Annotated in this window: 16 protein-coding genes and 1 pseudogene; 6 read left to right on the forward strand and 11 right to left on the reverse strand. The window is 74.7% G+C overall.

Going from position 1 to position 17,171, the window contains the following annotated elements; genetic code table 11:
• Positions 1 to 69: 69 nt before the first annotated feature.
• Positions 70 to 1,071, reverse strand: a complete 1,002-nt coding sequence (locus OG689_RS31280; RefSeq protein WP_266324200.1) for a MerR family transcriptional regulator — start codon at positions 1,069 to 1,071, stop codon at positions 70 to 72.
• A gap of 277 nt (positions 1,072 to 1,348) precedes the next feature.
• Positions 1,349 to 1,723, reverse strand: coding sequence for a cupin domain-containing protein (locus OG689_RS31285; RefSeq protein WP_266324201.1), 375 nt, complete (start codon positions 1,721 to 1,723; stop codon positions 1,349 to 1,351).
• 104 nt (positions 1,724 to 1,827) lie between these two features.
• On the opposite strand from OG689_RS31285, the gene OG689_RS31290 reads away from it, so the two are divergent.
• From OG689_RS31290 to OG689_RS31300, 3 genes are all read left to right on the forward strand, one after another.
• Positions 1,828 to 2,274: a MarR family winged helix-turn-helix transcriptional regulator gene (locus tag OG689_RS31290; RefSeq protein ID WP_266324202.1), complete on the forward strand. Its 447-nt coding sequence runs from the start codon at positions 1,828 to 1,830 to the stop codon at positions 2,272 to 2,274.
• Positions 2,275 to 2,403: 129 nt separating this feature from the next.
• Positions 2,404 to 3,333 (forward strand): SGNH/GDSL hydrolase family protein, encoded by a 930-nt coding sequence (locus OG689_RS31295; RefSeq protein WP_266324203.1) that lies wholly within the window; start codon positions 2,404 to 2,406, stop codon positions 3,331 to 3,333.
• 208 nt (positions 3,334 to 3,541) lie between these two features.
• Positions 3,542 to 4,609, forward strand: coding sequence for a hypothetical protein (locus OG689_RS31300; RefSeq protein ID WP_266324204.1), 1,068 nt, complete (start codon positions 3,542 to 3,544; stop codon positions 4,607 to 4,609).
• 76 nt (positions 4,610 to 4,685) lie between these two features.
• Here the strand turns inward: OG689_RS31300 and OG689_RS31305 are convergent, their stop codons facing one another.
• Entirely contained in the window at positions 4,686 to 5,705 is a 1,020-nt protein-coding gene (locus OG689_RS31305) for an alpha/beta hydrolase (RefSeq protein ID WP_323189339.1), read from the reverse strand.
• A gap of 104 nt (positions 5,706 to 5,809) precedes the next feature.
• On the reverse strand, positions 5,810 to 6,232 hold the full coding sequence (locus OG689_RS31310) for a hypothetical protein (protein WP_266324205.1): 423 nt from the start codon (positions 6,230 to 6,232) through the stop codon (positions 5,810 to 5,812).
• A gap of 772 nt (positions 6,233 to 7,004) precedes the next feature.
• Between OG689_RS31310 and OG689_RS31315 the strand changes: the two genes are divergently transcribed.
• A complete protein-coding gene (locus tag OG689_RS31315) occupies positions 7,005 to 8,972 on the forward strand; it encodes a glycosyl hydrolase family 28-related protein (RefSeq protein ID WP_266327562.1) in 1,968 nt (655 codons plus the stop codon).
• A 338-nt stretch (positions 8,973 to 9,310) separates the two neighbouring features.
• Positions 9,311 to 10,420 carry a hypothetical protein gene (locus OG689_RS31320; RefSeq protein ID WP_266324206.1) on the forward strand — a complete coding sequence of 370 codons (1,110 nt, stop codon included), beginning with the start codon at positions 9,311 to 9,313 and terminating at the stop codon, positions 10,418 to 10,420.
• Between the two features lie 39 nt (positions 10,421 to 10,459).
• On the opposite strand, the gene OG689_RS31325 is transcribed toward OG689_RS31320, so the two are convergent.
• From OG689_RS31325 to OG689_RS44895, 4 genes and pseudogenes are all read right to left on the reverse strand, one after another.
• Complete coding sequence (locus OG689_RS31325; protein ID WP_266324207.1) at positions 10,460 to 11,266, reverse strand: SDR family oxidoreductase; 807 nt, start codon at positions 11,264 to 11,266, stop codon at positions 10,460 to 10,462.
• Positions 11,267 to 11,377: 111 nt separating this feature from the next.
• Positions 11,378 to 11,839 carry a DinB family protein gene (locus OG689_RS31330; protein ID WP_266327564.1) on the reverse strand — a complete coding sequence of 154 codons (462 nt, stop codon included), beginning with the start codon at positions 11,837 to 11,839 and terminating at the stop codon, positions 11,378 to 11,380.
• Positions 11,840 to 12,249: 410 nt separating this feature from the next.
• The gene (locus OG689_RS31335) at positions 12,250 to 12,537 is read right to left on the reverse strand and encodes a hypothetical protein (RefSeq protein WP_266324208.1); all 288 of its coding nucleotides are present in this window, start codon (positions 12,535 to 12,537) and stop codon (positions 12,250 to 12,252) included.
• Positions 12,538 to 12,682: 145 nt separating this feature from the next.
• Positions 12,683 to 12,985: pseudogene (locus OG689_RS44895) on the reverse strand (hypothetical protein); the annotation flags it as partial.
• 340 nt (positions 12,986 to 13,325) lie between these two features.
• Here OG689_RS44895 and OG689_RS31345 point away from each other — a divergent pair.
• Complete coding sequence (locus OG689_RS31345; protein ID WP_266324210.1) at positions 13,326 to 14,099, forward strand: dienelactone hydrolase family protein; 774 nt, start codon at positions 13,326 to 13,328, stop codon at positions 14,097 to 14,099.
• 240 nt (positions 14,100 to 14,339) lie between these two features.
• On the opposite strand, the gene OG689_RS31350 is transcribed toward OG689_RS31345, so the two are convergent.
• From OG689_RS31350 to OG689_RS31360, 3 genes are all read right to left on the reverse strand, one after another.
• Positions 14,340 to 14,768, reverse strand: coding sequence for a hypothetical protein (locus tag OG689_RS31350; protein WP_266324211.1), 429 nt, complete (start codon positions 14,766 to 14,768; stop codon positions 14,340 to 14,342).
• A gap of 582 nt (positions 14,769 to 15,350) precedes the next feature.
• The gene (locus OG689_RS31355; RefSeq protein ID WP_266324212.1) at positions 15,351 to 15,992 is read right to left on the reverse strand and encodes a GNAT family N-acetyltransferase; all 642 of its coding nucleotides are present in this window, start codon (positions 15,990 to 15,992) and stop codon (positions 15,351 to 15,353) included.
• A gap of 259 nt (positions 15,993 to 16,251) precedes the next feature.
• Positions 16,252 to 17,097 (reverse strand): patatin-like phospholipase family protein, encoded by an 846-nt coding sequence (locus OG689_RS31360; protein ID WP_266324213.1) that lies wholly within the window; start codon positions 17,095 to 17,097, stop codon positions 16,252 to 16,254.
• Positions 17,098 to 17,171 lie beyond the last annotated feature (74 nt).

The following is a 17,171-nucleotide window of genomic DNA, read 5'->3' on the forward strand; positions in this document are numbered from 1 at the left end:
GGCCCGGCGCCGGTGCAGGGTGTCACGGCCGGCGACTGAACACCGGCCGGGCCGGGGCTGCCCCTGCCGTCAGGCGTACCGCACGGAGGTCTTGAGGGCGGCCGCCAGCCAGGTGTGGGCCGATCCCATGTCCGGCTCGCCGTCCGCCCGCAGCTCGGCGGCCAGCGACCAGTAGCGCTCCATCCGCGGGTCGCGCCGCCCGATCGTGCGGGCGGCCAGCCCGCGCCGGTAGTCGGCCGAGTCGGTGGTGCGCTCGGCCGCCGCGTGGGCCTGGACGAAGCAGTCCAGCGCCCCGCCGGCCGCCGGCGGCCGGCCCGCCCGCAGCTCCTGTCCGGCCAGCTCGTACGCCTCGCCGAGGCCGTCGTACATCTTCACCGCGTCGCACCCCGGCCCGGGGCCGGTCAGTTCCCGGATGGACGCGGCGGCGGCCCGGTCCGAGGCGAGTGCGTGCAGCCTGGCGTACGCCAGGGCCTGCTGCGGGGTCGGGTCGGTGGGCAGCTCGGGGACGGCCGACCCGACGATCGCGGTCGTCAGCCGGGCCGGTAGCCGTACGGGCAGGATCCGGCGCCAGAACGCCGCCAGCACGTCCGGGCCCGGCGGGCTGTCCAGGGCCTCGCCGAGCAGCTCCAGGCCCTCCGGGCCGGCCAGTTCGAAGGCCGCCAGGGCGGCCTCCCGCCAGCGGAGTTCGGCCATCTGGCGATGGGTCTCCTGGCGCTGGCGGGCCAGCGCGCCGGCCAACTCGGCCTCGCCGTGCAGGACGTCGGCGACCGCCGGCAGGGCCAGGCCCAGTGCCCGCAGCCGCCGGACCGTCCGCAGCCGCTCCAACGCCCCGGCCCCGTACCGGCGATGGCCGCCCGGGCTGCGTCCGGCCTCGGGGAGCAGCCCGGAGTCGGAGTAGAACCGGACGGTCTTGACGCTGACCCCGGCGGTCTCGGCCAGCTCGCCGATGCTGTAGCCGTCCGGCTGCCCCAAGTCGTCGGGGCCGGGGCCGGGGCCGGGGGCGTCGAGGCCGGGCACGGCGGAGCGGGCAGCGGTGGGCGCGGGGGCCGGGCGCCGGACGGTGCCGGTCATCGCGTGTCCGCGGCCCGGCGGGCCCGGGCGGCGGTCTGCCGTCCATGCGGCGACAGCGGTTCTTCCGGCCACGACGGTGTGTTCATCCGGACCTTCCCCCTTGCGTACGGATCTCCAGCATGCCGCAGACCCGTCCCGGGGGTTGGGCGGGTGGCCGGGAGGGGGCCGGTCGCACGGGGTGACTGCTCGTCCCGTCCCGGCTCTTCGGGCTCGGGACGGCGGTCCGGTCCTCGGGTCGGTCTTCGGGTCGGGGGTCGGCGCCGACCGGGTCCGGCCGTCAGGAGGCCCACGGCGGGGTGAACACCGAGCCGTCGGGGAGGGTGGCGGTGAGCCCGGTGCTGGTGGTCACCCAGGCCCGGGCCGGCCGGTCGTCGGGGTTGTCTACCTTCAGGACGGTGCCGGCCGGGACGATCGCGGTGTCACCGGGCAGCACCTTGCGTTCCTCGTCGTCGAGGGTGATCAGCAGGGAGCCGCTGAGCAGCAGCAGGATCTCTTCGCGTCCGACGGTGTGCGGCACGCCCACGCTGCCGGCGGGGACGTCCAGCCGCCAGGCGCACAGTTCGGTGCTGCCGGAGGCGGTGGACGCGTAGGAGGTGAAGCGGGCGCCGTGGATCTCGTGGACGGTGGCGGCGTCGGCGGGGACGAAGGGCATGGGCGGGTTCCTCTTCCGGGCGGTCGAGCAAAGTAGTCAAGCGGATTGACTATATGGTCAAGGAGATTGACCACCCTGTCAAGCGCTCTGGCAGACTCCTCGGCATGACCGAGAACGCCGACAGCTCCCTCGTCCCGCTGATCCTCGGCCTGGCCACCGACCTCCTGCAGACCATCGACGCCGGCGTCCGGGCCCGCGGCTTCGACGACATCCGCCCCGCCCACGGCTTCGCCTTCGTCCGGCTCGCCCCGGACGGTGCCGGCGTCGGCGAGATCGCCGCGCACCTGGGCGTGACCAAGCAGGCGGCCAGCCAGCTGGTCGACGAGCTCATCCGCAAGGGCTACGTCGAGCGCCGCCCGCACCCGACCGATGCCCGCGCCAGGCTCGTCGTCCTCACCGAACGCGGCTGGGCCTGCACCCGCGCCGCCGACGAGGCCGCCGCCGACGCCGTCCGCCCGTGGGCCGAGCTGCTCGGCGAGCGGCGGATCCGCGAGCTGCGCGAGGACCTCGCCCGGCTCGGCCCCACCGGGCGGATCCGCCCGGTCTGGTGACCGGCACCGGGTGCCGGCCGACCCCGCCGGGACGGACGGCGGGCGGGCGGCGGCCGGAGCCCGCACGGGTTACGGACGGGTAGGGGCAGTCGCGGCGGCCCGTGCCAGTGCGCGTACGATCGTCGCGCCATGGAGAACTCAGCCACTTCCAGCGTGTCCCGCGGTTCCGATCGCCCCGACCGCCGCACCAGCTTCACCAGCTACGTCGCCGTCGGGGACTCCTTCACCGAGGGCATGTGCGACGACGTGCTCCCGAACGGCCGATACCGCGGCTGGGCCGACCGGGTGGCCGCCCGGCTGGCCGCGGAGCAGCCCGAGGGCGCGGGATTCCGGTACGCCAACCTCGCCGTCCGCGGCAAGCTGATCGGCCAGATCCACGACGAGCAGATCGGCGAGGCGGCGGGCCTGCGCGGCGAGCTGGTCACCCTGGCCGGCGGTCTGAACGACGTCCTGCGGCCCGGCTGCGACGTCGACCGGGTGGAGGAACTCCTCGGCAGGTCCGCCGCCGCGCTGCTCGACTCCGGCGCCGTCGTCGTGCTCTTCACCAGCACCGATCCGACCCGCCGGATGGGCGGCAGCGCCCGGCTGCTGCCCCCGATCCTGCGGATGAAGGCCTTCGTGGAGGGGCTCGCCGCCGATCCCCGGGTGGCTGTCGTCGACCTGTTCTCCGCCCCCTGCTTCGACGACCGCCGGCTCTGGGCCGAGGACCGCCTCCACCTCTCGCCGGAGGGCCACCGCCGGGTCGCCGAAGCCGTCCTGGAGGCCCTCGGCCGCCCGGCCACTTTCGACTGGCGGGCGCCGCTGCCGGCCGCCGCGCCCCTCGGCCGGGTCGCGAAGCTCCGCTCGGACCTGCGCTGGCTCGGCTCCCACCTCGGCCCGTGGATCGGCCGCCGGCTCACCGGCCGCTCCTCCGGCGACGGACGGACGGGTGCGCACTTCCGCCCCGAGCTGGGCCGGGTCGTCCCCACCGTGATCACCTGGCTGGGGATGCCCGCGCCGGGCGAGCGCCCCTGGGCGGAGGAACTGCCGCACGGCGCCGCCGGCGCCGGGAGCCGGTAGGCCCAGGGCGCCCGCACCCGCGCCCGCACCAGGGTCCGGCCGCGGCCTGCCCGCCCGGGCGGCCTGTCCAGGTGCCCCGGCCACCCGGGCGGGCACCCCGGGCTGTCCACCCCCGGGCACGGCCCGGCGCCCCCCGTCGCCGAACCTGTAGAGTCGCTCGGCATCGGACAGCGCGCACCCTGGGGGGACAGTGCCGGACGGCCTGCTCGTGCACCTCGTGGATCAGTTCGTCACCCGCCGGGAGCAGGTGGCGACCGCGGGGCTGTACTACCTCGCCCGGGAGTACCCGCCGGTGCGGGAGGTGCTCGGCGCGCTGTCGGCCGTGGACCCGGCCGACCGGGAGCGCCTGCTGTACCGGCCCGAGGCCGTGGCCGCCGACTCGCAGGGCCGGCCCGACATCGTCGGCGAGCGCGACGGGCAGCGCTGGGTGGTGGTCGAGGGGAAGTTCTGGGCCAAGCTGACCGCCGCGCAGCCGTGCGGCTACCTGCGCGGGGTCTCCGAGGGCGGCGTGGTGCTGTTTCTCTGCCCGAGTTCCCGGATCGAGCCGCTCTGTGCGGAGCTGGCCGAGCGGGTGCGCCAGGAGGGCCTGGGCTACGACGAGTTCACCCCGGACGGCACCGGGCTGCAGGTCATGACGACCAGCGGCAGACGGCACCTGGTGGTGGCCTCCTGGCCGGTGCTGCTGCGGCGGATCCGGGCGGCCGCGGACGGCGGGTTCCCCCAGCTGGACTTCGAGGTGGATCAGTTGGAGGGGCTGGTGGGGCGCTTGGAGAAGGAACTGGTGGAGTGGTCGCGCGCCGAACTCGAACAGGGCGTCACCCGCGGCACCTTCCGCAAGGCCGTCACCACCGCCGAGCTGCTCTTCGACGGCATGGACCGGGACGCCCGCACCACCCGGACGGGCAATCCCAAGTGGGTGGACCGCAACGGCGTCTACTTCCGCGCCCGGTACGCGGTCGGCGGGCTGCACCTCTATGTCGGCTACGAGCCCGAGAAGTGGTCCCCGGACTTCCCGACCCCGCTCACCTTCGGCATCTGGAGCCCGGACGTCCCGCAGGAGCTGAAGCAGCCGTTGCACCGCGCGTACATGGGCCTGGCCGCCCGGCTCTGGGTCGGGTCCGACTTCCCCGGCCCCGGGTTCACACCGGCCCACGAGGCCGCGAACTGGTGGTGGGGGCCGATACCGGTGGCTGCGGACCGTCCGGCGGACGAGACCCGGGCCCGCCTGACGGAGGGCCTGGACGAGCTGCTGGGGACGCTCGACGCCCTGCGCTGAGCGGTGCCTCATCCCGGCGCTGAGTGGTACGGCCGCCCGGCCGGCCCTGGTCGAGCGGGGCGTTCGCCGGCGGGGCTCAGCGGAGGAGGACCCGCCGGAGCCAGCGGGTGCGGGCCTCGCGGGCGTCCTGGCTGAGGGCGGCCCGCGGCGCGACCGTGTCGAAGCCGTGGAAGGCGCCCGGCCAGACGTGCAGTTCGGCCTCCCCGCCGGCTCGCCAGATCGCGTCCGCGTAGGCCACCGCCTCGTCCCGGAAGGTCTCGGCCGACCCGACCTCGATGTAGGCCGGCGGCAGCCCGGACAGGTCGGTGGCCCGGGCGGCGGCCGCGTAGGGCGAGAGGTCGGCGGCGCCGTACCGGTCGCCGAGCAGGGCCTGCCAGGCGGTCGCGTTGGAGGTCCGGTCCCAGGTGTCGACACCGGCCATCTGGTGGCTGGAGAAGGTGCTGCCGCGGTCGTCGAGCATGGGGCTGAGGAGCAGGTGGCCGATCGGGGCCGGGCCGCCGCGGTCGCGGGTCAGCAGGGCGAGCGCCGCGGCGAGTCCGCCGCCGGCGCTCTTCCCGCCGAGGAGGACGCGGTCCGGGTCGAGGCCGAGCTCGGCCGCCCGGCCGGTGGCCCGGACGAGTCCGGTGTAGCAGTCCTCCACGGGCTCCAGGTACTGCGCCCCCGGCGCCAGCCGGTACTCGACGGAGACGACGGCGAGCCGCAGCGGGAGGGCCCATTCGCGCAGCAGCCGGGGCAGCACGGACCACGCGTTGCCCATGATCATTCCGCCGCCGTGCAGGTAGTACAGGACGGGCAGCGGTCCGGGGATCCCGGCGGGCCGGGCGACGACCAGCGTGACCTCCGTCCCGTCCCGGCCGCCCGGCAGGCGCAGCTCCCGCACCTCGAACCGGCCGTCGGCCCGCAGCTGGCGCAGCGTCGGCCTGGGCCGGGCCACGGCGTCCCGCCGCTGCGCGGCCGCGAGGCCCGCCGGGGTGACCGGCTCCCTGGCCGCTGCTCCCCGGGCGGCCAGGGCGGCGCCCAACTCCGCGTCGAAGGGCGGTGCTTGCCGGGCCGCCGGGCCGCGGTCGCGCTGCTGCGGCATTCCGTGGTCGGCCACGACCGGACCCCCTCGCCCCGGGGAGGCCGGTGGCATCCCGATCAGCACAGCTTGCCAGCCCGGTCGGGCGGACGGCGACGTCCGGGCCAGGACCGCACCCGGAATCAGGACTTGGTCTCGTTGCTGCAGTACCAGTCGCCGTAGCGGGTGCCGTCGCTGTAGCGGGCCTCACAGACGCGCACGGTGAGGTTCTCGGTGATGTCGTAGTTGCACTGGCGGATCTCGCTGCCGTTGTCGCCGATGCTGGTGGTGTCGTGGCAACCGGTGCGCAGGTCCTGCCAGGTGTACCCGTCGCAGCCGACGTCGGCGCAGACCAGCTGCTGGATCTTGCCGTGCACCGAGTAGCCGTCGGCGGAGAGGTCGGTGCTGTACAGCCAGTCACCGTCCGGGTAGAAGGTCGAGCTGCCCCAGCTCTTGTTGACGGACACGTTGAGCCCGCTGGCGGAGGCGGACCCCTCCAACCCGGCAACCATGATCGCGCTTGCCGCCAGGGCCAGTCCGACTCGTGCCAGCCTCTTCAGGTTCATGCAGACCTTCCCCGGCTCGCGCTGCGGCCGGGCCCCGCGTTCGGGGGAGAGGGTGCGCCGGGCCGGCGGTCCGATCGGGCCGCGGTCGAGGTCGGCCACCGGCCGCGGTCGGCGACCAGGACGAGTGCGCCGGAAGCGGCGAGCAGGCCGCGTGCCGGCGGCCGGCCGGTGAGGCAGGCGGCGAACCGCCCGGCGCGGTCGTCGTAGGCGGTGTCCGACACGTCCGCGTGGTGTGCGGGCTGGAGGGGCCGGTCACTGACCGGCACGGTGGCGCCCCGCGGTCGCAACTGCTGGGCGGTACGCGTCGGACGGTCTCCCGGTGGGGTGCCTCCGGCGGGTGGCCCGGACGGGCCGTGGTGGTCCCGCAACGGGCGTTCGCCCGGCTCGCGGTCGCTGATCGTGCTGCTTCCCTGCCCTCCTGGGGTTGTCCCGGCGGTCGTTCGTCTGCGGGGGTTCCGCAACGAGCGATGCCCCAGTGCGCAAAAACAAATGTCTCTGATGAAGCTTGATGGCACAGCTTTGCAAGTCTTTGGCAGAAGGCTTGTGGAGCGAAGCGTGCGCGCCCTACTGTCGCCTCACCCTCAAGGCGTTCGCGGGTGCCGCGCAGCGTCTCCAGGCACCCGCCCTCCCGAGAGAAACGAGCAGTGCGATGTCACGGAACGTCACAGGAACCGAAGCGAGACGGCCCGCTCGGCGGTCGGGCGGCAACGGCGGGGCCGCGGGGGCCGCGGTCGCGGCGGTGACCGCGGCGACGGTCGGCCTCGGCGTCCTGATGACCGGCCCGGCCTTCGCGGCCGGGGCCGGCCCGGCGGCGGGCGGCGCTCAGGCACCGGTGGTGACCCGGGCCGGCCTGGACCCCTCGCTCGTCGCGGGCCGCGGGGCCAGCGTCGGCTTCGCCGAGCAGGAGGCGGAGAACGCGGCCACCAACGGCGCGGTGATCGGCCCGGACCGCACCGCGTACACCCTGCCGGCGGAGGCCTCCGGCCGTAAGGCGGTCAAGCTGACGCCGGGCCAGTACGTCGAGTTCACCCTGCCCGGCGCGGCCAACGCGCTCACCGTCCGGTACAGCATCCCGGACGCGCCGGGCGGCGGCGGCATCACCGCACCCCTGGACGTCACGGTCAACGGCAAGAACCGCACCACGGCGACGCTCACCTCGCAGTACTCCTGGCTCTACAACCAGTACCCGTTCAGCAACGACCCGGGCGCGGGCCTGCTGCACCCCGACTGGTGGATCACCGAGTGCGGCTGCGTGCCCGCCGCCACCACGCCGGCCCCCGAGATCGCCAAGCCGTTCCGGCCGAACCACTTCTACGACGAGCAGCGCCTGCTGCTCGGCCGGACGTACCGCGCGGGCGACAAGGTCCGGCTGACCGTCCCGGCCGGCAGCAACGCCGCCTGGACCGTCGTCGACCTGGTCGACTCGGAGCTGGTCGGACTGCCGCACGTCGAGCTGCTCGCCGCCAACGTGCTGGCGTTCGGGGCCGACCCGACCGGCCGGCGGGACTCCGCGGACGCCATCGACCGCGCGATCGCCTTCGCCCAGCGCAAGCACCTCAAGGTCTACATCCCGCCGGGCACCTACCAGGTGAACCGGCACATCGTCGTGGACGACGTGACGATCGAGGGCGCCGGCAGCTGGTACACGATCATCAAGGGCCACCAGGTCGACCTGGCCACCCCGGCGCCCGACCAGTCGGTGCACACCGGCGTCGGCTTCTACGGCAAGGACGCGGCGGCCGGCGGCAGCCACAACGTCCACCTGTCCGGCTTCGCGATCGAGGGCGACGTCCGCGAGCGGATCGACACCGACCAGGTGAACGGCATCGGCGGCGCGCTGAGCGACTCCACCATCGACGGCCTGTACATCCACCACACCAAGGTCGGCCTCTGGTTCGACGGGCCGATGAAGAACCTGCGGATCACCCGCAACGTCATCGCCGACCAGATCGCCGACGGCCTCAACTTCCACACCGGTGTGACCGGTTCGCTGGTGCAGAACAACTTCGTCCGCAACTCCGGCGACGACGGCCTGGCCATGTGGTCCGAGAAGATCGCGGACGCGAACAACACCTTCGACCACAACACCGTCCAGACACCGGTGCTGGCCAACGGCATCGCGATCTACGGCGGCACCGACAACACCGTCTCCGGCAACCTGATCGCCGACCCGGTCCGTGAGGGCAGCGCCATCCACGTCGGCTCCCGCTTCGGCGCCGAGGCCTTCACCGGGCGGCTGTCGATCACCGACAACACCACCGTCCGGGGCGGTACCTACGAGCTGAACTGGAACATCGGCCTCGGCGCGATCTGGTTCTCCGCGCTGGACAAGAGCATCGACGCGGACATCCGGGTGACCGGCGACAACTTCCTCGACAACACCTACAACGCGATCATGCTGGTCGCCGACTGGCCGGTGAAGGACCAGTACTCCATCACCAACGTCCACTTCAAGGACATCAAGGTCGACGGCACCGGTACCTCCGTGGTCAGCGCCCGCGCGGCCGGCTCCGCGACCTTCGAGAACGTGGACGCCCGCAACGTCGGCGCGGTCGGTGTGAACAACTGCGGGACCTTCCACTTCACCCCCGCCGGTTCGGAGTTCGCACTGAACGACCTCGGCGGCAACGACGGTGGCGGCACCACCGGCCCCTGGCTGGCCGGCTGGGAGCTGCCGAACACCATCACCTGCGACGACCGCCCGCCGGTGGTCGCGCCGCCGGCGCCGTCCGCCTGGTGACCCGGGCGCGGTGACCCAGGCGCGGTGACCCACGCCCGGCGGCCCGGGGACGTGCACCCGGGCCGGTGACCCACCCGGTGCCGATCGCCGGGGCCGGGCCGCCGCCGGAACCGCACCACGGGCCGTACCGCACCGCCGTAGGGCGGCGCGGTACGGCCCGGCCGGGTTCCCGCGCGTCATCCTGACGAGCCTCCGTCGCCGGCCTTGCCCCTGCCCGTGATCGGGAAAGGGACCGGGTGCAGGACCAGGACCAGGACCAGGACCAGGACCAGGAATAGGACCAGGACCAGGACCGGGGCCGCTGATCCGCTGTCGGGGGCGCGCCCTAGGCTGCGCGGATGATGTTCGATCGAATCAGTTTCCACCGCCCCGGCCGCAAGCCGGTCCGGTCGGCCCTGGCGGCCGGGTTCGCCCGGCTGGAGGCGGCCGTGGCGGCCGAGGACTCGGCGGCGTTCGAGGCCGCCTGCCGGGACCTCCAGCAGGCGATCGGCCGCGCCACGCCGGCCGAACTCGGCCAGGCCGGGCCGCGGTTGGCGGCCATGCTGGCCGGGGTGCCGCCGTGGCCGCGTGCGTACCTGGCCGTGATGACGGGTGCCTGCGTGGAGAACGGCGCCGACCCGGTGGCCTGCTCGGGTCCGATCCTGGCCGGTGTGCGGGAGGCCCTGGAGGGTGCGCTGCGGTTCGCCGACGCCTGGCAGCGGGCGGGCGGCGGCGAGGAGCTGCCGGAGCCGGAGGACGACGCGGACCCGGACGCGGCGACCGAGCTGCTGCTCGGCGGGACGGATCCGGACGCCCCGGAGGCCCGGGAGGTCCGTCGGGTCGTCACCGCCTGGTGGACCCTGCACCTGTGGGAGATGGCCTCGGTGGCGGTGCTCTCGCACGCCGCCGTCCGCCGGGCCGCGGCGGGCTCCGGCGTGCTCGCCGACCTGCTGGGCCTGGCGGACCGGTACGCCGGGGTGCAGCGTGAGCTCAAGTGCCTGACGTACGCGGCGGCGACGCTGGACGAGGAGCCGCTGCTGGTGCTGGACCGGCCGTCCGGCACCGGGTACCTGATGCGGATGAGCGGGGTGGTGGACAACTTCCAACTGCACACCCTGCTGGCGCACGTCCTGATCTCCGGGCGGCACCTCGCGGGTGAGGGGCCGGAGCGGGCCGCGGTGGAGGCCTGCCGCGCCGCGGACGTGCCGCCGGAGCGGCGGCCGCACACCACGGGCTCGTTCAACCTGCTGGCGCCCGACGGCTCGTGGATCTGGAACGAGGGCACGCCGAGCGACATCCCGGTGGTGGACGGCGTCCGCACGCTCGTCCTGGACCCGCCGCCCTACCGGCGGAGCTGGCCGGCCGGCCGGTTCATCCCGGGCATCCCGGGCGACCTGGTGATGGTCCGGGTGCTGACGGCGGGGGAGAGTGCGGCGGCGCTGGCCGGGACCGTCCCCTCGCAGCGCTGACCGGGGCCGCCACCGGCACGGTCCTGCGGTGCGCCTTCGCTACCGGCGCGGGCCGAGGTGGACGTCGAACGCGGCCGTGCCGGGGTCGAAGGCGGTGACCCCGCCGTCCACGGTCAGGACGGCGCCGTTGACGAGGCTGGACGCGGGCGAGAGCAGCCAGCCGACGGCCTCGGCGACCTCGCGCGGCTCGCCGGGGCGGCGGACGGGTGTGAGGCCGGTCGCCTCCCGGTAGGCCTGCTCGACGCCGCCGGGCAGGCCCTCCTCCTCGGCGAACCGGGCCATCCGGCGGTCGGCCATCTCGGTGCGCACCCAGCTCGGGCAGACGATGTTCGCCCGCAGCCCGCGGTGGCCGTAGTCGACCGCCAGGGAGCGGCAGAGCTGCAGCAGTGCGGCCTTGGAGGTGGCGTACGCGGCGTTGCCGGTGCCGTTGCGCAGGGCGGAGACCGAGGCGACCGCGACCACCGCGCCCCGGGACTCCAACAGGTGCGGCAGGGCGGCCTTCTGGAGCAGGAAGGGGCCGGTGACGTTGATCCGCATGACGGCCTCCCAGTCCTCCACCGAGAGGTCGCCGACGGCGCCGCCGCGTCCGATGCCGGCGTTGAGGACCAGCCCGTCCAGCCGTCCGAACCTGGCCACGGTCGATGCCACGAGGTCCGTCACGTCGGCGGGGTCGGCGGTGTCGGAGGGGTGGGCCACCGCCCCGGTCTCCTCGGCGACCGTGTGCAGCGGTTCGGGCCGACGGCCGGAGACGACCACCTGGTGGCCCTCGGCGCGGAGCAGCCGGGCGGTGGCCGCGCCGATGCCCGTGCCGCCGCCGGTGACGATGACAACTCGTTGGTCGGACATGGGGTTCGAATCTCCGATGCAGGCCTGGACGGACTATTCGATCATAGGCACATGACGTTCCGTCAGCGGCGCCGGGTGTCCGGTGTCCGGTGTCCGGCCGTTCACCGAGCCTCAGATGCCGATCGCCCCGTCGATCCGCTCCCTGAGCAGGTCGGCGTGCCCGTTGTGCCGGGCGTACTCCTCGATCATGTGGATGAGTACCCAGCGCAGCGACACCGGCCCGCGCCAGGGGTTCACGCCGCTGACCTCCAGGTCGGGCGCGGCGGCGACGAACTCCTCGGCGAACGCCACCTCTTCGTGCCAGGCCTGCCAGGCCTCGGTGACGAGCGCCGGGTCGGGCGCGGCCCCGTCGAAGTCCTGGTCGGGGGAGGCCTCGGAGGAGAAGCGGGGCGGCGCGTCCTGCCCGGCCAGGGTCCGCCGGAACCAGCCCCGCTCGATGTCGGCGAGGTGCCGCACGAGCCCGAGCAGCGAGAGGGTGGAGGGTTCCACCGCCCGCCGGGCGAGTTCGCCGTCCAGGCCGGTGCACTTGAGTTCCAGGGTGGCCCGCTGGGCGCGCAGGAAGTCGAGCAGCATGGTGCGCTCGTCGACGGTGGCGGGGGTGCTGAAGCGCTCCTCCGACCGGGTGTCGGGGAACAGTTCGGCTCGTCTGGTCGCGGGAAGGCCGGTCATACCTGCCATTGTGCACGTGTCTTTCGTCCCCGCGCCGAGGAAGTGTGCGGCGCGAGGACGAAGGGCGGGCTCAGCGGCTCGGGCAGGTGGTCCCGGCGGCGGCATGGTGCCCTCGGTGAGCAAGCTGTTGACGGCCGCGCTGATGAACGGCAGTACCTTGCCGGAGTCGGACCGGGAGGCGTCCGCGGCCACTGTGCCGTGGGCGGCGCCCTGGGATCATCCTGTTGTCCGGCCGTTCCCGCCGGGTGGACCCTGACACCGGCCCGGGCCCCGGATTCGGACGTGATCCTGGGCCAGGGGAATCGTCCGGGCCGCTACCGCCGGGCCCCGCCCGGCCGCGCCAGGGTCAGCCGGACCAGCGCCACGATCGCGCCCGGGGCCAGCAGGGCGGCGGTGAGCAGGGGTACCTGCCACCAGTTCTGCCCGTCGCTCGTCCAACGGGCCCGCTGGGATGCGTCCTGGGCGTAGAAGAACATGATCACGACGGCCAGTGCCGAGAGCCCGACCAGGAGGCCCAGGAACAGCCGGCGCACCGGCCCGTGGCCCAGCGGCAGCAGCGCGAGGACCAGCCAGAGGACCGGCACCAGCAGGGACACGCTCATCGGATCCTCGTATTCTCTTGGCGTACCGGTGTGTTGACGCTCAGACAGAGGTGTCCGGTGTCGGTGTACCCACGGCGGACGCCGGCCATGCCGTCGCCCGCACCCCACGGCCGCCTGCACCCCCGGCCGCGGGCGGCCGCCGCGGTCAGACGCGGAGGGCCGCGTCGAGCCGCCGGCGGAGCACCTCCGGCCGGCTGCGGCCGGGGGCGCCGGCCGGCAGCTGCGCCAGGATGCCGCGGACGGCCGGCGGGGCGTGCTCGACCGCCCAGCGGATCTCCCGGTCGCCGACGGCGGTGTCGTCGCCCGCCGCGAGCTCGCTCGCGCGGGCCGTCTGCACGGCGGGGGCGAGCGCGTGGTTCGACTGGTGCGGGGTGGCCAGCGGGTGGATGTACGGGGTCGCCGCCGCGTAGCCGGCGGCGCGGGCGGCGGCCGTGGCGGCGGGGTCGCCGACCTCCTCACGCGGCGCGCCCCGATGCGTGTCCCGATGCGTGCCGGGGGCCGGTCCGGTGGCCGTACTGCTGCCGGGCGTCGGCCGTGTGCCCGGCGCCCCACCTCGAACTGTCCGTAGTCATGCTGGTGGCGGGGTGGTCCGGGCATCCGCCCCCGGATGTAAACCGCAGGGCCGGTCATCCTGCGGATGTACGGGCCCGGTCGCGTACGGGGGCAGGGACCGGCACCCCCGGGGGGCGGCCACGCGGTGTCCCGTCGGTGCCACCGGCCGTCAGAGATATGACACAGTCGCAGAGTTGTCCCTGTGACCACTGTTACGCGTTGTACGAGGGGGAGTCATGGCTCACGAGATCGTCGCCCGGGAAGTCGCGATCGAGGTCGGCGGCGAGGCCCCGATGACCGCCTACCTGGCCCGGCCCGCGGCGCCGGCCGGCGCCGACGGGTACCCGGCCGTGCTGGTCGGGTCGGAGCTGTGGGGCGTGACGGAGGAGGTCCGTGACGTGGTGCGGCAGGTGGCGGCGCTCGGGTACGTGGCGATCGCGCCGAACCTGTACCACCGCTCCGGGGCGGGGACGGCCGGCGGGCTGGTGGAGAGCGACGAGAACCGGGCGCGCGGCTTCGAGCTGCTCGGCCGGCTGACCCGGGACGAGGTGGAGGCCGATCTGCGGGCGGCCCTCGGGTACGTACGGGACCGGGAGGACGCCACCGGGAAGGCCGGTGTGCTCGGATTCAGTCTGGGCGGGCACATCGTCTACTTCGCGGCCGGGCGGCTGGAGCTGGCGGCGGCGGCGATCTTCTACCCGGGGTGGCTGCCCGGCGAGGGGACGGCGCTGAGCCGGCCGGAGCCGCTACTGGCCGCGGTGACCGGCGGGATCGCGGAGCGGGACGTCCGGGTGCTGATGTTCTTCGCGGAGCTGGACCACGTGATCGACGCGGAGCAGCGCGACCGGATCGGTGCGGAGCTGGCGGCGGCGGGGGTGCGGCACGAGCTGGTGGTGTACCCGGGGGCGCGGCACGCGTTCTTCTTCCCGGGCCGGGAACCGTACGACAAGGCGGCCGCCGAGGACTCCTGGCTGCGGGTGCGGGAGCTGTTCACGGCCGAGCTGGGGTAGCGGCGGCGCCGGGCTCGCGGGACCGGGCCACGTGATCGGGCCACGGGATCGGGCCACGTGATCGGGATGGGTGGTCGGCGGGGGAGCGGCCGGCGGGGGAGCGGTGGCGGGCCCCGGATCCCGGCCCCACCCGGTCGACCCCCGGCACGACTGGGCCGGGGTGCGGACATCTCCGCACCCCGGGTACCGGCGAGGACCGGGCCTGCGCCGCCGTTCCCGCGGTGTACTCGCGCGGGTCGGTCAGGGCTGCTGCGCCTGGTACGGCAGCCGGGGCGCCGGGCCGGTGTTCTCGATGATGCTGACCAAGCGGGGGCGCGGTGGGCGCGGGCTGTTGTCACGCCGGGGCAGTTCGATGACCTTGGTGCCGGCGCCGGCGAGGAAGTCGGCGACGGAGTTGGCGGTGCGCTCGTCGAGGGAGAAGACCCAGCGGCCGGGGACCAGAACGGTGTCGATGAGTTCGACGGAGGCCAGCGAGAGCAGCAGGCGTAGTTGGGGCTGGACGCCACGGCAGGAGACGCCGTTGTCCAGGAACTGTCGAGGGGTGCCCAGGCCGAGCCGGCGGGCGTGGTCCTCCAGCGCTTGCGCGTGGGCCTGCATCTGCCAGTCGTCATAGGGGTAGCAGCGCAGATAGGCCGCGGTTCTGACCCGGTTGGTGGGTTTGATCGTCATCGTCGCTCCTCGTCGAGCGGGCTGGTCCCTGGTGTCCCAGTGATGACCTCCTCCGTTATGTGTCGGTCGGGATTCCGGCCGACTGCCGCAGGGCGTGCTGTCGCGAGGAGGCGAATGGGTGCGCGGGCCCGGCAGGGCTGCGCGATGGGCTGTGGGGTCCGGCCGGTGGGGGTGGCCGCCGGCACGGCGGTGGGTGCGGGCCGGACGCTGACGAGGGGAGCCGCGGTCGGCGGCGGGGTCGGCGGCGCGGGGCGGGGCGTCCGGGTGGGGGACGTCTCGCCGACGGGGTCGGCCTCGGGGAGGTGGGGCGGGATGGCAGGTGTCGGCCATGTCCGTAAACCTCCCGGTTCGCGTCTCATGGTGACCCAGGCCGTCCGTGCATGTCTAGACCAACATTCCTCAAGATCGGCTACCGACCGTAATCAGAACGGGGTGCCCGACGGCCGACCGGGACACCCCGTGACCGTACGGACACGGGGGCGGCGGGCCTCGCCCCGGCCGGCCTTGCTCCCCGGGAGGCCTTGCTCCCTGGCCGGCGTCGTGCCCCGGCCGGCCGGGGCGCCGGCCCGCCGGGTCGCTCGATCAGTGCCGCGGGGCGGCGGCGCCGCGCTTGCGGGCGAGCCGCTCCTCCAGCCGGACGCGGCACTCGGGCCACTCCGCCGCGATGATCGAGAAGATCGCGGCGTCCCGGAGCAGCCCGTCCTCACCGGGCGCCCAGGACCGCGACCAGCTCCTCAGCACGCCCTCGAACCGGGCTCCCACCCCGGCGATCGCCGCCCGTGAGCGGCTGTTGCGGGCGTCCGTCTTCAGATCGACGCGGGCCACCCCCCACCGCTCGAAGGCGTGCCGGAACAGCAGCAGCTTGGACTCGGTGTTCAGCCCGGTGCCCTGCGCCGACTGCGCGAGCCAGCTGAAGCCGACCTCGACCGCGTACAGCTCGCCGGACTCCGGCCGCACCCGGGGCTCCCAGTACGCCGTGGCCCCCACGGCCCGCCCGGACGTGCGGTCGATCTGGGCGTACGGCGCGAGCCGGCCCGTGGCGGCGCGGGCCTGCTGCGCGTCGATGTACGCGCCGACCTCGGCGGCGGTGGGCACCCAGGTGAAACCGTAGGTGTCCCGGCCCTCCGCCACGGCCAGGGCGAGATCCGCCGCGTGCCGGTGGCCGAGCGGTTCGAGGCGGACCAGCTCGCCTTCGAGGAGGGGCCCTTCGAGCTTGAAGCTCACCGACTCCGGTTCCTTCCGTCGGCGGCCGGACGGATCGCCCGGCGCGCGGGATCGTGGACTCCGGTGAGTATGGCGCCGGGCCGGCCGCGGCGGCACCCGGGTTTTCGTCCGCCCCGTCGCCCGCGCCGGGGGCCTGCTCCCTGGCCCGGGCGCGCCGAGACTCTCGGCGCGCCCGGCCGCCGGGGGCGACCAGCTCCGCCCGGCGGTTTCCGCGCGGAACGGGCGGCCAGGTATTCCGGTGCCGGATCGGGCGGCGCGGTCAGTCCGTGTCGGATCCGGTCTTCCAGGCGAGGCGGAGCTGCTCCGCGGCATCGACGGCCTGGCGAAGACCTGCCCGGTAGGCCGGTTCCCAGGCCGTCCGGTCGTTCAGGTTCGGGCCGAAGGCGCGGATGGCCGCCGGATCGGGCTCGATGGTCACCACCGTGTGCGCGGCGGCGGCCGCCAGCTCCTGGTGGAGCAACTCGCGGGGAAACAGGTGTGCCTGCGGGTCGATGACGACGAGGGTGCGGGCTCCGGCGGCGAGGCCGGCGTTGGTCGCCGACCGCAGGGAGCCGTCCATGTACCGGCGGCCGTTGACGGTGATCGGCGGGTAGATCCCCGGGAAGGCCGTGCTGGCGGCCACGGCGGAGGGCAGCGGTGCGCCACCGGCGCGGTCGAAGACCTCGGGCTCGCCGGTCTCGGCGTCCATCACCGTGATGAGCAGCTTCCGGTCCGGCCAGTCGTCCGCGCCGGTCAGGGCCCTCATCCGGGCGACATGTGCCTGCTCGGGGCCGGTCTCGGCGGCGAGCGCGATCCGGCCCACCCGGCGCCACGCCTCGGCCGGGTTCGAGGCGGCGTCACCGAGCACGGCGAACGCCTCGCCCAGCCGGCGGCCGTCCACCTGGGGCGGGGTACCGCCGGGGCGCACCGGGGTGGCGAGCAGGTCGGGGTCCTGACCGCTGGCCAGCACCGCGCCGACGATCGCGCCGGTCGAGGTGCCGACGATCAGGTCGGCCTCGCCGAGGTCCACTCCGCCGCTGCGCAGCCCGTGGGCCAGTCCGGCCGTCCAGGCCGCACCGACGGGGCCTCCGGCGCCCAGTGCGAGCGCTCGGTCGATGGTGTGCACGACTGTCTCCCTCCCGTTGTTGAAACAGTCGTACCATATACTGACGCAGGCCCGGATCCGCAGGAGAGAAAGGA

It is taken from the genome of Kitasatospora sp. NBC_00240, assembly GCF_026342405.1.
Taxonomy (GTDB): Bacteria; Actinomycetota; Actinomycetes; order Streptomycetales; family Streptomycetaceae; genus Kitasatospora.

Excerpts from the sequence above, each read along its gene's own strand:
- OG689_RS31280 (WP_266324200.1), bottom strand. The coding sequence starts at position 1,071 with ATGACCGGCACCGTCCGGCGCCCGGCCCCCGCGCCCACCGCTGCCCGC.
- OG689_RS31285 (WP_266324201.1), bottom strand. The coding sequence starts at position 1,723 with ATGCCCTTCGTCCCCGCCGACGCCGCCACCGTCCACGAGATCCACGGC.
- OG689_RS31290 (WP_266324202.1), top strand. The coding sequence starts at position 1,828 with ATGACCGAGAACGCCGACAGCTCCCTCGTCCCGCTGATCCTCGGCCTG.
- OG689_RS31295 (WP_266324203.1), top strand. The coding sequence starts at position 2,404 with ATGGAGAACTCAGCCACTTCCAGCGTGTCCCGCGGTTCCGATCGCCCC.
- OG689_RS31310 (WP_266324205.1), bottom strand. The coding sequence starts at position 6,232 with ATGAACCTGAAGAGGCTGGCACGAGTCGGACTGGCCCTGGCGGCAAGC.
- OG689_RS31315 (WP_266327562.1), top strand. The coding sequence starts at position 7,005 with ATGACCGGCCCGGCCTTCGCGGCCGGGGCCGGCCCGGCGGCGGGCGGC.
- OG689_RS31320 (WP_266324206.1), top strand. The coding sequence starts at position 9,311 with ATGATGTTCGATCGAATCAGTTTCCACCGCCCCGGCCGCAAGCCGGTC.
- OG689_RS31325 (WP_266324207.1), bottom strand. The coding sequence starts at position 11,266 with ATGTCCGACCAACGAGTTGTCATCGTCACCGGCGGCGGCACGGGCATC.
- OG689_RS31330 (WP_266327564.1), bottom strand. The coding sequence starts at position 11,839 with ATGCTGCTCGACTTCCTGCGCGCCCAGCGGGCCACCCTGGAACTCAAG.
- OG689_RS31335 (WP_266324208.1), bottom strand. The coding sequence starts at position 12,537 with ATGAGCGTGTCCCTGCTGGTGCCGGTCCTCTGGCTGGTCCTCGCGCTG.
- OG689_RS31345 (WP_266324210.1), top strand. The coding sequence starts at position 13,326 with ATGGCTCACGAGATCGTCGCCCGGGAAGTCGCGATCGAGGTCGGCGGC.
- OG689_RS31350 (WP_266324211.1), bottom strand. The coding sequence starts at position 14,768 with ATGACGATCAAACCCACCAACCGGGTCAGAACCGCGGCCTATCTGCGC.